Annotated in this window: 10 protein-coding genes and 2 tRNA genes; all 12 read left to right on the forward strand. The window is 36.0% G+C overall.

Features of this window, described 5'->3' with window-relative positions; all coding sequences use genetic code 11:
• The first annotated feature begins 89 nt into the window (after window positions 1-89).
• The 12 genes from DMA14_RS00550 to DMA14_RS00605 all read left to right on the forward strand — a co-directional run bounded on the left by DMA14_RS00550 (window position 90) and on the right by DMA14_RS00605 (window position 13,476).
• Window positions 90-161: transfer RNA gene (locus DMA14_RS00550), tRNA-Thr, on the forward strand.
• A gap of 55 nt (window positions 162-216) precedes the next feature.
• On the forward strand, window positions 217-1,404 hold the full coding sequence (gene tuf, locus DMA14_RS00555) for an elongation factor Tu (RefSeq protein WP_109192121.1): 1,188 nt from the start codon (window positions 217-219) through the stop codon (window positions 1,402-1,404).
• A 55-nt stretch (window positions 1,405-1,459) separates the two neighbouring features.
• Window positions 1,460-1,530 (forward strand) — tRNA-Trp (locus tag DMA14_RS00560).
• An 18-nt stretch (window positions 1,531-1,548) separates the two neighbouring features.
• A complete protein-coding gene (gene secE, locus DMA14_RS00565) occupies window positions 1,549-1,746 on the forward strand; it encodes a preprotein translocase subunit SecE (RefSeq protein ID WP_008466927.1) in 198 nt (65 codons plus the stop codon).
• A 10-nt stretch (window positions 1,747-1,756) separates the two neighbouring features.
• The gene (gene nusG, locus DMA14_RS00570; protein ID WP_008466925.1) at window positions 1,757-2,308 is read left to right on the forward strand and encodes a transcription termination/antitermination protein NusG; all 552 of its coding nucleotides are present in this window, start codon (window positions 1,757-1,759) and stop codon (window positions 2,306-2,308) included.
• Window positions 2,309-2,375: 67 nt separating this feature from the next.
• Window positions 2,376-2,813, forward strand: a complete 438-nt coding sequence (gene rplK, locus DMA14_RS00575; RefSeq protein ID WP_008466923.1) for a 50S ribosomal protein L11 — start codon at window positions 2,376-2,378, stop codon at window positions 2,811-2,813.
• 13 nt (window positions 2,814-2,826) lie between these two features.
• Window positions 2,827-3,516: a 50S ribosomal protein L1 gene (gene rplA / locus DMA14_RS00580; protein ID WP_025572415.1), complete on the forward strand. Its 690-nt coding sequence runs from the start codon at window positions 2,827-2,829 to the stop codon at window positions 3,514-3,516.
• Window positions 3,517-3,538: 22 nt separating this feature from the next.
• On the forward strand, window positions 3,539-4,042 hold the full coding sequence (gene rplJ / locus DMA14_RS00585) for a 50S ribosomal protein L10 (RefSeq protein ID WP_111422296.1): 504 nt from the start codon (window positions 3,539-3,541) through the stop codon (window positions 4,040-4,042).
• 92 nt (window positions 4,043-4,134) lie between these two features.
• Window positions 4,135-4,506, forward strand: a complete 372-nt coding sequence (rplL, locus tag DMA14_RS00590) for a 50S ribosomal protein L7/L12 (protein WP_008466917.1) — start codon at window positions 4,135-4,137, stop codon at window positions 4,504-4,506.
• A gap of 266 nt (window positions 4,507-4,772) precedes the next feature.
• On the forward strand, window positions 4,773-8,585 hold the full coding sequence (rpoB, locus tag DMA14_RS00595; protein WP_111422298.1) for a DNA-directed RNA polymerase subunit beta: 3,813 nt from the start codon (window positions 4,773-4,775) through the stop codon (window positions 8,583-8,585).
• 260 nt (window positions 8,586-8,845) lie between these two features.
• Complete coding sequence (rpoC, locus tag DMA14_RS00600) at window positions 8,846-13,153, forward strand: DNA-directed RNA polymerase subunit beta' (RefSeq protein ID WP_111422300.1); 4,308 nt, start codon at window positions 8,846-8,848, stop codon at window positions 13,151-13,153.
• Window positions 13,154-13,164: 11 nt separating this feature from the next.
• The gene (locus tag DMA14_RS00605; protein WP_055094614.1) at window positions 13,165-13,476 is read left to right on the forward strand and encodes a DUF3467 domain-containing protein; all 312 of its coding nucleotides are present in this window, start codon (window positions 13,165-13,167) and stop codon (window positions 13,474-13,476) included.
• Window positions 13,477-13,760: the final 284 nt, after the last annotated feature.

Here is a 13,760-nt window from a genome sequence, read left to right on the forward strand (position 1 = left end):
AAAAAAAAGAGGTTAAGATTTTGGGTCTTAGATTTTAGATTGTTGAAAATCTGAGATTTGGATTCGAAAATCTCAAATCAGAACTCTCTGCCGGTGTAGCTCAGGGGTAGAGTGCTTCCTTGGTAAGGAAGAGGTCTCGGGTTCAAATCCCGACATTGGCTCAAGTAAGTAGGAAATTGAAAATTAATATATAACTAAGATTAAAAATTAAGTAAAATGGCAAAGGAGAATTTTAATCGTTCCAAACCGCACTTAAACATAGGTACAATTGGACACGTAGATCACGGAAAAACTACATTAACTGCTGCAATTACAAAAGTATTGTCAGATGCTGGTTACTGTCAAGCAAAATCGTTTGATCAAATCGATAACGCTCCAGAGGAGAAAGAAAGAGGTATTACTATCAATACATCTCACGTAGAGTATGAAACAGCTAACCGTCACTACGCTCACGTTGACTGTCCAGGTCACGCGGATTACGTAAAGAACATGGTTACTGGAGCTGCTCAAATGGACGGAGCTATCTTAGTAGTTGCTGCTACAGATGGTCCAATGCCACAAACTCGTGAGCACATCCTTTTAGGTCGTCAGGTTGGTATTCCAAGAATCGTTGTTTTCATGAACAAAGTGGATATGGTTGATGATGCTGAGTTGTTAGAGCTTGTTGAAATGGAAATTAGAGATTTATTATCTTTCTACGAATATGATGGAGATAATGGTCCTGTAGTTCAAGGTTCTGCTTTAGGAGGATTAAACAATGATCCAAACTGGGTACCTAAAATTATCGAATTAATGGAAGCTGTTGACAACTGGATCGAAGAGCCAGTACGTGACGTTGCTAAACCATTCTTGATGCCAGTTGAGGACGTATTTACAATTACAGGTCGTGGAACTGTTGCTACAGGTCGTATCGAAACTGGAGTTGCTAACACTGGAGATCCTGTTGAAATCATTGGTATGGGAGCTGAAAAATTAACTTCTACTATTACTGGAGTTGAGATGTTCCGTAAAATCCTTGATAGAGGTGAAGCTGGAGATAACGTAGGTTTATTGTTAAGAGGTATTGATAAAGCTGATATCAAAAGAGGTATGGTTATTATTAAGCCAGGTTCAGTAAAACCACACGCTAAATTCAAAGCTGAGGTTTATATCTTGAAAAAAGAAGAAGGTGGACGTCACACTCCATTCCACAATAACTACCGTCCACAGTTCTACGTACGTACAACTGACGTAACTGGAGTTATTACTTTACCAGCAGGTGTAGAGATGGTAATGCCAGGTGATAACTTAACTATTGAGGTTGCTTTATTAAGCCCAATCGCTATGAACGTAGGTTTACGTTTCGCTATCCGTGAAGGTGGTAGAACAGTTGGTGCTGGTCAGGTTACTGAAATCGTAGAGTAATTCTATAAATAAATAAAAGCCAGTGATTTCTTATTTGAAATCACTGGCTTTAATTACGGGCGTAGTTCAAGGGTAGAATAGCGGTCTCCAAAACCGTTGATGGGGGTTCGAATCCCTCCGCCCGTGCAATAAAAAATATATCAAATGACAAAAGTTACTAATTATTTATCAGAGGCTTTCGAAGAGTTAAAGTCAAATGTTACTTGGCCAGCTTGGGCTGAAGTTCAAAAATTGACAATTGTTGTGGCTGTATTTTCGATTTTATTCGCTTTGGCAACATGGGGAGTAGACGAATTTTTTGCAAAAGCTTTGGCTGGATTTTTTAACTGGTTAAAAGGATAATTTTTTTGTGATGGCAGATAATAATGTGAAAAAATGGTACGTAGTTAGAGCGGTTAGTGGTCAAGAGAATAAAGTGAAAGCTTATATCGAGACTGAGATTGCGAGATTAGGTATGGAGGATTATGTTTCTCAGGTTTTGGTTCCTACTGAAAAAGTAGTTACTGTAAAAGATGGGAAAAAATCATCTAAGGATAAAGTTTACTTTCCTGGATATGTTATGATTGAAGCTAACTTAGTTGGTGAAATCCCTCATATTATTAAGTCAATTACTAGTGTTATTGGATTTTTGGGAGAAACTAAAGGTGGTGAACCTGTTCCTTTAAGACTTTCTGAAGTAAACCGTATGTTAGGTAAAGTAGATGAGTTGGCTGTAAATACAGATACTCGTTCTATTCCATTTAGTGTTGGAGAAACGGTTAAGGTTATTGATGGACCTTTCAATGGGTTTAACGGATCTGTTGAGAAAATCAATGAAGAAAAGCGTAAACTTGAGGTAATGGTTAAGATTTTCGGAAGAAAAACTCCATTGGAATTAAGTTTTATGCAAGTTGAAAAAGTATAATTTTTTGTTACACTATAATAAACCATTGTGATCGCTTCCATTGATCACAGTGTTAAATTTTTTAAAAATGGCTAAAGAAATTAGTAAGGTAGTTAAACTACAAGTTAAGGGAGGTGCTGCGAACCCGTCGCCACCGGTTGGACCTGCTTTAGGAGCTGCTGGGGTTAACATCATGGAGTTTTGTAAGCAATTTAATGCTAGAACTCAAGATAAACCTGGCAAAATTTGTCCAGTGCAAATCACTGTGTACAAAGACAAATCATTTGATTTTGTTGTTAAGACTCCTCCAGCAGCAGTTCAGTTAATGGAAGCTGCAAAGCTAAAATCTGGTTCTGGTGAGCCTAATCGTAAAAAAGTAGCTAGCGTTACTTGGGAACAAATTAGAACTATTGCTGAAGACAAAATGCCTGACTTAAATGCTTTCACAATTGAGAAAGCTATGAGTATGGTTGCTGGAACAGCTAGATCTATGGGTATAACTGTATCAGGAGATGCTCCTTTTTAATTAAGAAAAAGAAATGGCAAAATTAACAAAAAAGCAAAAAGAGGCTGCTTCAAAAATTGAAAAGAACAAATTATACTCTTTAAAAGATGCTGCTGCATTAATTAAAGTTGTTGCTTCTGCAAAATTTGATGAGTCTGTTGATATCGCAGTTCGTTTGGGTGTTGATCCAAGAAAAGCGAATCAAATGGTAAGAGGTGTGGTAACTTTACCTCACGGAACAGGAAAAGACGTTAAAGTATTAGCGTTGGTTACTCCAGATAAAGAGGCTGAAGCAAGAGAGGCTGGAGCAGATCACGTTGGTCTTGATGATTACTTACAAAAAATTAAAGACGGTTGGACAGATGTTGATGTTATCATCACTATGCCTGCTGTAATGGGTAAATTAGGTCCATTAGGTCGTATTTTAGGACCTAGAGGTTTAATGCCAAACCCTAAAACAGGTACTGTAACTATGGATGTTGCAAAAGCTGTTCAAGAGGTTAAAGCTGGTAAAATTGACTTTAAAGTTGATAAAACTGGTATCGTACACGCAGGAATCGGTAAAGTTTCTTTTGGAGCTGAGCAGATTGTTGACAACGCACACGAAATTATTCAAACATTAATAAAACTTAAACCAACTGCTGCTAAAGGTACATACATCAAAGGTATTCACCTTACAAGCACAATGAGTCCTGCTATCGCATTAGACCCAAAAGCAGTATAATTGGTAGTTAAAAATTTTTAGTATGACTAGAGAAGAAAAATCAATCGCGATTGAAAATTTAACTGCGCAGTTAGCTGGTACAAATATCATTTATGTATCTGATATTTCTGGTTTAAACGCAGAGACAACTTCAAACTTACGTAGAGCTTGTTTTAAAGCAGGTATCAAATTAGAGGTTGTAAAGAACACTTTGCTTGCAAAAGCAATGGAAGCTTCTTCTAATGATTATGGTGATTTACCTACAGTTTTAAGTGGTAACAGTGCTATCTTTATTTCTGATGTTGCTAACGCACCTGGAAAAATTATCAAAGATTTCCGTAAGAAATCTGATAAACCAGTTTTAAAAGGAGCTTACATCAATTCTGAAGTATATATTGGGGACAACCAATTAGATGCATTAGCTACTATTAAATCTAAAGAAGAGCTTATTGGAGAAATCATTGGATTATTACAATCTCCAGCTCAAAGAATTATTTCTGCTTTACAAAACAAATTCGCAGGAAGCGAGGAAGAAGGAGCAGAGTAATTATCGTAAGGGAGTTTGCTTCCTTACTGCTTAATTAGCGCACAATAATTAAATTATATTTTTTACACAAATCATTTTAAACGATAGAAAAAATGGCAGATTTGAAACAATTCGCAGAACAATTAGTTAACTTAACAGTTAAAGAAGTTAACGAATTAGCAACAATATTAAAAGATGAGTACGGAATCGAGCCTGCTGCTGCTGCTGTAGTAGTTGCTGCTGGTGGAGGAGACGGTGCTGCTGAAGAAGCACAAACTGAATTTACAGTTGTATTGAAAGATGCAGGAGCTTCTAAATTAGCTGTTGTAAAATTAGTTAAAGAATTAACTGGTTTAGGTCTTAAAGAAGCTAAAGATGTAGTTGACGGTGCACCAAGCAACGTTAAAGAAGGTGTTTCTAAAGAAGAGGCTGAAGGTCTTAAAAAATCTTTAGAAGAGGCTGGAGCTACTGTTGAGCTTAAATAATTAAACTCAGTTTAAGAACTAGGTTTAGGTCTTGAGTTAACACTCAAAGGCCTAAACCATTTTTCGTATAATAAAATATATCAATTTTATTATCCCATAGTTTAAAATACGAAAAAGTTTTTGATCAATACGAAGAAAGAAAATTAGACTTAATTTATAGAACTAATTTTTAAAGATGTATTGATTATAATAAGAAAGTATAGATTAAACAATGTGTATTCACACAAAAATAAATTACTTTTTTTTAATCAAAATTTTGTCCATTGATGATAACAAATCAGACTGAAAGATTGAATTTTGCCTCTACAAAAAATATCCCTGACTATCCTGATTTCTTGGATGTTCAGGTTAAATCTTTTAAAGATTTCTTTCAATTAGAAACGAAATCTGACGAAAGAGGCAACGAAGGGTTATACAATACCTTCATGGAAAACTTCCCAATTACAGATACAAGAAACAACTTTGTATTGGAATTCCTAGATTATTTTGTTGACCCGCCACGTTATACAATTCAAGAATGTATAGAGAGAGGTCTTACTTATAGTGTGCCTTTAAAAGCTAGGTTAAAACTATACTGTACAGATCCAGAACACGAAGATTTTGAAACAATTGTACAAGATGTTTATCTTGGAACAATTCCTTACATGACTCCTAGTGGTACTTTTGTTATTAATGGTGCCGAGCGTGTTGTAGTATCTCAATTACACCGTTCTCCAGGGGTTTTCTTTGGACAGTCATTCCACGCAAATGGAACTAAACTTTATTCTGCAAGAGTAATTCCTTTTAAAGGTTCTTGGATAGAATTCTCTACTGATATCAACAGCGTAATGTACGCATATATCGATAGAAAGAAAAAATTACCTGTAACAACTTTATTCCGTGCTATCGGTTTCGAAAGAGATAAGGATATCCTTGAAATTTTCGACTTAGCTGAAGAAATTAAAGTTTCTAAAACTGGTATTAAGAAATATATTGGAAGAAGACTTGCTGCGCGTGTTTTGAATACATGGCACGAGGATTTCGTAGATGAAGATACTGGAGAGGTAGTTTCTATCGAGCGTAACGAAATCATCCTTGATCGTGATACGATTATCGACAAAGATAATGTTGAAGAGATTATTGATTCTAACGTAAAATCTATTTTGTTACACAAAGAGGATAATAACCAAGCAGATTATGCTATTATCCACAACACGTTACAAAAAGATCCAACAAACTCTGAAAAAGAAGCTGTTGAGCATATTTACCGTCAGTTGCGTAACGCTGAACCGCCTGATGAGGAAACTGCTCGTGGTATTATAGATAAATTGTTCTTCTCTGATCAACGTTATAACTTAGGTGAAGTTGGTCGTTACAGAATGAACAAAAAATTAGATTTAGATATCCCTATGGATAAGCAAGTGCTTACTAAAGAAGATATCATTACAATCGTTAAATATTTGATCGAATTGATCAACTCTAAAGCAGAGATTGATGATATCGATCACTTGTCAAACCGTCGTGTTAGAACAGTTGGAGAACAATTGTCTCAACAATTCGGTGTTGGTTTAGCACGTATGGCTAGAACTATTCGTGAGAGAATGAACGTTAGAGATAACGAGGTGTTTACACCAATTGATTTGATTAATGCTAAAACATTATCATCAGTTATCAACTCTTTCTTTGGTACTAACCAGTTATCTCAATTTATGGACCAAACGAATCCATTAGCTGAGATTACACACAAAAGAAGACTTTCTGCACTTGGGCCAGGTGGACTTTCGAGAGAGAGAGCTGGTTTCGAGGTTCGTGACGTTCACTATACTCACTATGGTCGTTTATGTCCGATTGAAACTCCTGAGGGACCAAACATTGGTTTGATTTCATCTCTTGGTGTTTATGCAAAAGTTAACGGAATGGGATTCATCGAAACTCCTTACCGTAAAGTAACTAATGGTGTAGTTGATTTAGAAAGTACTCCAGTTTACTTAAGTGCTGAAGAAGAAGAAGGTAAAATGATTGCTCAGGCAAACATTGAAATGGATGCTTCTGGTAAAATTACAGCTAGTAATGTTATTGCTCGTGAGGAAGGTGACTTCCCAGTTGTTGAGCCATCAGTTGTTCATTATACAGACGTTGCGCCAAACCAAATCGCTTCGATTTCTGCATCTTTGATTCCTTTCTTGGAGCATGATGATGCGAACCGTGCGTTGATGGGATCAAACATGATGCGTCAGGCAGTTCCTTTGATCCGTCCTGAAGCTCCGATTGTTGGTACAGGTTTAGAGCGTCAGGTAGCTTCAGATTCAAGAGTATTGATCAATGCTGAAGGGCATGGAACTGTTGAATATGTAGATGCTAATATCATTACTATTAAATACGATCGTACAGAAGACGAGAGAATGGTAAGTTTTGATGCTGATGAGAAAACATACAACTTAATTAAATTTAGAAAAACCAATCAAGGTACAAGTATCAACTTGAAACCTATCGTAAGAAGAGGTGATAGAGTTGTTCCTGGACAAGTATTGTCTGAAGGATATGCTACTCAAAATGGAGAATTAGCTTTAGGTAGAAACTTAAAAGTTGCGTTCATGCCATGGAAAGGATACAACTTCGAGGATGCGATTGTAATTTCTGAAAAAGTAGTTCGTGATGATATTTTTACTTCTATCCACGTTGATGATTATTCATTAGAGGTTAGAGATACTAAGTTAGGAAACGAAGAGTTAACAAACGATATTCCTAACGTTTCTGAAGAAGCTACTAAAGATTTAGATGAAAACGGTATGATTAGAATTGGAGCAGAGGTTAAGCCTGGCGACATTCTTATCGGAAAAATTACACCAAAAGGAGAATCAGATCCTACTCCAGAGGAGAAATTGCTTCGTGCAATCTTTGGAGATAAAGCAGGTGATGTAAAAGATGCTTCATTAAAAGCTTCTCCATCTTTACACGGTGTAGTTCTTGACAAAAAATTATTTGCAAGAGCCGTAAAAGATAAACGTAAACGTACTCAAGATAAAGATGCTTTAGGCGCTTTAGAAATGGAGTTCGAAACTAAATTTGTTGAATTAAAAGACAGATTGGTTGAGAAATTGTTCCTGATCGTTAATGGAAAAACATCTCAAGGTGTAATGAATGATTTGGGTGAAGAAGTTTTGCCAAAAGGTAAAAAATATACTCAAAAAATGCTTTACGCAGTAGAAGATTTTGCTCACTTAAGCAAAGGTCAATGGGTTGCTGATGATGCTACTAATAAAATGGTTAATGATTTAATTCATAACTATAAGATTAAGCTGAACGACTTACAAGGGGCTTTAAGGAGAGAGAAATTCACTATTACAGTTGGAGATGAATTACCATCTGGAATCTTGAAATTGGCTAAAATCTATATCGCTAAAAAACGTAAGTTAAAAGTTGGTGATAAAATGGCGGGACGTCACGGTAACAAAGGTATTGTTGCAAGAATCGTTCGTCACGAAGATATGCCTTTCTTAGAAGACGGAACACCAGTAGATATCGTATTGAATCCACTTGGGGTACCTTCACGTATGAACATTGGTCAGATTTATGAGACTGTATTAGGATGGGCTGGTATGAACTTGGGTAGAAAATTTGCTACTCCAATTTTCGACGGAGCTTCTCTTGATGAGATCAACGCTTTGACTGATGAAGCTGGAGTACCACGTTTTGGACATACTTACCTATTTGATGGTGGAACTGGAGAGCGTTTTGCACAAAAAGCTACTGTGGGTGTAATTTACATGCTTAAATTAGGACACATGGTTGATGATAAGATGCACGCACGTTCTATCGGACCATACTCATTGATTACGCAACAGCCACTTGGAGGTAAGGCTCAATTTGGAGGTCAGCGTTTTGGAGAGATGGAGGTTTGGGCACTTGAGGCTTATGGAGCTTCTAGTACACTACGTGAAATCTTAACTGTTAAGTCTGATGACGTTATTGGTAGAGCTAAGACTTACGAGGCTATCGTTAAGGGTGAAACTATGCCAGAGCCAGGTTTACCAGAATCATTCAACGTATTAATGCACGAATTGAAAGGTCTAGGTTTAGATCTTCGTTTGGAAGAATAATAAAAGTTTTGAAATCAGTCTCATTTTTTAATGGGACTGATTACTCATTTATAATAAGTTTTTAAAGATTTATACCCGTAACCCGTTCCGATTTTTTATAATAATGCGAGGCATTTTATAACTAGCACTTCAGATAAGAATTTGAGGTTTAGAGAAGTAACCCGAGGTAGTAGCTGAATGATTAACTCTTAATTTTCTTAAGAGTAGATTATAAATCTAAAATCAATTTTTTAATTGCAAATAAATCAATAGTAAAAACTATGATGAATAACAGAAACAATAAAGATAAGAATCCAGTAAAAAGATTTAACAAAATCTCTATTGGATTGGCTTCGCCAGAATCTATCTTGAAAGAATCAAGAGGAGAGGTTTTAAAGCCAGAAACAATCAACTATAGAACTCACAAACCAGAGCGTGACGGACTTTTCTGCGAAAGAATCTTCGGACCAGTAAAAGATTTTGAATGTGCTTGTGGTAAGTATAAAAGAATTCGCTACAAAGGTATCATTTGTGACCGTTGTGGTGTTGAAGTTACTGAGAAAAAAGTACGTCGTGATAGAGTAGGGCACATCAACCTTGTTGTGCCAATTGCTCACATCTGGTACTTCCGTTCTCTTCCAAACAAAATTGGTTATATCCTTGGTCTTCCTTCTAAGAAATTAGATATGATCATTTACTACGAAAGATACGTAGTAATTCAGCCAGGTATTGCTAAAAATGCAGATGGAGAATCATTACAAAGATTAGATTTCTTAACTGAAGAAGAATACTTAAATATTTTAGATACTCTTCCGCAAGAAAACCAATATTTAGATGATTTAGATCCTAATAAATTTGTTGCCAAAATGGGAGCAGAGTGTATTATGGATTTATTAGCTCGTATTGATCTAGATGCTTTATCTTATGAATTAAGACACAGCGCTAACAATGAGACTTCTAAACAAAGAAAAACTGAAGCTTTAAAAAGATTACAAGTTGTTGAGTCTTTCCGTGAGTCTAACGAAAACCGCGAAAACCGTCCAGAATGGATGATTATGAAAGTGGTTCCAGTTATCCCACCAGAATTACGTCCGCTTGTACCGCTTGATGGAGGTCGTTTTGCAACTTCAGATTTGAACGATTTATATCGTCGTGTAATCATCCGTAACAACCGTTTGAAAAGATTAATGGAGATTAAAGCTCCAGAAGTTATCTTAAGAAACGAGAAACGTATGTTACAAGAATCTGTAGATTCATTATTCGATAACACACGTAAAGCTTCTGCTGTTAAAACAGAATCAAACAGACCATTAAAATCATTATCTGACTCATTAAAAGGTAAGCAAGGACGTTTCCGTCAAAACTTACTTGGTAAACGTGTGGATTATTCTGCTCGTTCGGTAATTGTCGTTGGTCCTGAATTAAAATTGTATGAGTGCGGATTGCCAAAAGATATGGCTTCTGAGTTATACAAACCTTTCGTTATCCGTAAATTGATTGAAAGAGGTATTGTAAAAACAGTAAAATCTGCTAAGAAAATCATCGATAAAAAAGAGCCTGTAGTTTGGGATATCCTTGAAAACGTAATTAAAGGACACCCAGTATTGCTAAACCGTGCTCCTACTTTGCATAGACTTGGTATTCAGGCTTTCCAGCCAAAATTAATTGAAGGAAAAGCGATCCAGTTGCACCCATTAGTATGTACGGCTTTCAACGCCGATTTCGATGGTGACCAGATGGCGGTTCACTTACCATTAGGACCAGAAGCTATTTTAGAAGCTCAATTATTAATGTTGGCTTCTCACAATATCCTTAACCCTGCAAATGGTGCTCCAATTACTGTACCTTCTCAGGACATGGTCTTGGGTCTATACTATATGACCAAAGAGCGTATCTCAACAGAAGATCACAAAATTATTGGTCAGGATTTGACTTTCTATTCTGCTGAAGAAGTAAACATTGCATTAAACGAAGGAAGATTAGAATTGAATGCTCGTGTTAAAATTAGAGCAAAAGATTTTAATGACGCTGGAGAATTAGTGTACAAAATCATTCAAACAACTGCAGGACGTGTATTATTTAACGAAGTAGTACCTGAAGCAGCTGGATATATCAACGACGTATTGACTAAGAAAAACCTTAGAGATATTATTGGACACATTTTAAGTGTGACTGATGTACCTACAACGGCAGCTTTCTTGGATAATATGAAAGATATGGGGTATAAATTCGCATTTAGAGGAGGTTTATCATTCTCTTTAGGTGATATTAGAATTCCAGAACAAAAAACTAAGTTAATTGCAGATGCTAGAGAGCAAGTTGAAGGTATCTCAACTAACTATAACATGGGTCTTATCACAAATAACGAGCGTTATAACCAAGTTATTGACGTATGGACTTCAGCAAATGCTCAGTTAACAGAGTTAGCAATGAAAAATATTAGAGAAGACCAACAAGGTTTCAACTCTGTATATATGATGCTTGACTCTGGGGCGAGGGGTTCTAAGGAGCAGATTCGTCAGTTAACTGGTATGCGTGGTTTGATGGCTAAGCCTAAAAAATCTACTGCTGGTGGTGGTGAGATTATTGAAAACCCGATTCTTTCTAACTTTAAGGAAGGTCTTTCGATTCTTGAGTACTTCATTTCTACTCACGGTGCTCGTAAAGGTCTTGCGGATACGGCTCTTAAAACAGCCGATGCTGGTTACTTGACAAGAAGGCTTCATGACGTTTCTCAAGATGTTATTGTTAACATCGAAGATTGTGGAACTTTAAGAGGTGTTGAAGTTGCGGCATTGAAGAAAAATGAGGAAATCGTTGAATCTTTAGGAGAGAGAATTCTTGGACGTGTTGCATTACAAGACGTTATTAATCCTCTTACTAATGAAGTAATGGTTAAATCTGGAGAACAAATTACTGAGTCAATTATGAGAACTATTGAAGCTTCTCCAATTGAGAAAGTTGAAGTTAGATCTCCATTAACTTGTGAAGCTTTAAAAGGTATTTGTGCTAAATGTTACGGTAGAAACTTAGCTACTGGTAAGATGACACAAAGAGGTGAAGCTGTCGGAGTTATAGCAGCTCAGTCTATTGGAGAGCCAGGTACACAGTTAACACTTCGTACGTTCCACGTTGGAGGGGTTGCTGGAGGTATTTCTGAAGAGTCTAGTATTGTTACAAGATTCAACGGTAGACTTGAAATCGAAGATTTAAAAACAGTTAAAGGTGAAGATAGTGAAGGTAACGAAGTTGATATCGTTGTATCACGTTCTACGGAGTTGAAATTAATTGACGAAGGAACCGGAATTGTTTTAAATACGCATAACATTCCTTACGGATCTAGTATTTTTGTAAATGATGGAGATGTAGTTACTAAAGGAACTGTAATCTGTAAATGGGATCCATATAATGGTGTAATTGTTTCTGAATTTACTGGTAAGATTGCTTACGAAGATTTAGAGCAAGGACAATCATACATGGTTGAAATTGATGAGCAGACTGGTTTCCAAGAAAAAGTAATTTCTGAGGCTAGAAACAAAAAATTAATCCCAACTTTATTAGTTTATGGTAAAGAAGGTGAATTGATTCGTTCATACAACTTACCAGTAGGTGCACACTTAATGGTTGAGAATGGTGAGAAAATTAAAGCAGGTAAAGTATTAGTAAAAATTCCTCGTCGTTCTTCTAAAGCAGGCGATATCACGGGAGGTTTACCAAGAATTACTGAGCTTCTAGAGGCTCGTAACCCTTCAAACCCAGCGGTTGTATCTGAAATTGATGGTGTTGTATCATTCGGAAAAATTAAGAGAGGTAACCGTGAGATTGTTATTGAATCTAAATTTGGTGAGATTAAAAAGTATCTAGTTAAACTTTCAAGCCAAATCTTAGTACAAGAGAATGACTTCGTAAGAGCGGGAGTTCCATTATCTGATGGTGCTATTACACCAGATGATATCTTAAGAATTCAAGGTCCAGCTGCTGTACAACAGTACTTGGTAAATGAAATTCAAGAGGTTTACCGTTTACAAGGGGTAAAAATTAATGACAAGCACTTTGAGGTTGTAATTCGTCAAATGATGCGTAAAGTAAGAGTTGAAGATCCAGGAGATACTTTATTCTTAGAAGATCAATTAATTCATACTAAAGATTTTATTGTTCAAAACGATAAATTATATGGTATGAAAGTGGTTGAAGATGCTGGAGATTCTTCAGTATTGAAACCAGGTCAGATCATTACACCTCGTGAATTGCGTGATGAAAATTCATTATTGAAACGTACAGATAAAAATCTTGTTGTAGCAAGAGACGTAATTACTGCAACTGCAACGCCAGTTCTACAAGGTATTACAAGAGCTTCGTTACAAACTAAATCATTCATTTCTGCGGCTTCATTCCAGGAGACAACGAAAGTACTTAACGAAGCTGCAGTAGCTGGTAAAGTAGATGATTTAGAAGGATTAAAAGAAAATGTAATTGTTGGACATAGAATTCCTGCGGGAACTGGTATGAGAGAATACGATAACACTATCGTAGGATCTAAAGATGATTACAACGAAATGATGGCTAATAAAGAAGAATACATTTATTAATTAAGGAAACTATGAGTAATCCGAAACAACAACAAGAGCAAATTAACATTGAGTTAGACGAAACGATTGCAGAAGGAATTTATTCTAATCTTGCAATTATAAATCACTCATCATCTGAGTTTGTTTTAGATTTTGTGAGTATTATGCCAGGTATTCCTAAAGCCAAGGTAAAATCAAGAATTGTCTTGACGCCACAACATGCTAAAAGATTATTAAAAGCAATAGGTGAAAATATCCATAGATTTGAGGCAGCTCATGGCGAAATCAAAGAAACGGAACAAGCACCAATTCCGCTTAATTTTGGTCCAACAGGACAAGCATAAATTTTAAAGCCCCTTGAAAAAGGGGCTTTTTTTATGGATAATGATAAAGATTGTAGTTTATCGGATTTAATTTACTTTGGTCGAGTAATTTTCTTTTCGGATAAGTATTGTTTTAACTTGCTATAGCCTAAAAAAGATTGAATTTTGAAATATTAATGACTTAGTAAGGTTGATTTAATTCAAATTATTAAAAGTGCTAATTATATTAGCGCTTTTTTTTATGCTTTTTTTATTTCTTTCCCAACCTTTTGTTCAAAAACATACTCTATATAAGTATAATGATC

Origin of the sequence: Flavobacterium sharifuzzamanii, from assembly GCF_003254585.1 — a bacterium.
Taxonomy (GTDB): domain Bacteria; phylum Bacteroidota; class Bacteroidia; order Flavobacteriales; family Flavobacteriaceae; genus Flavobacterium; species Flavobacterium sharifuzzamanii.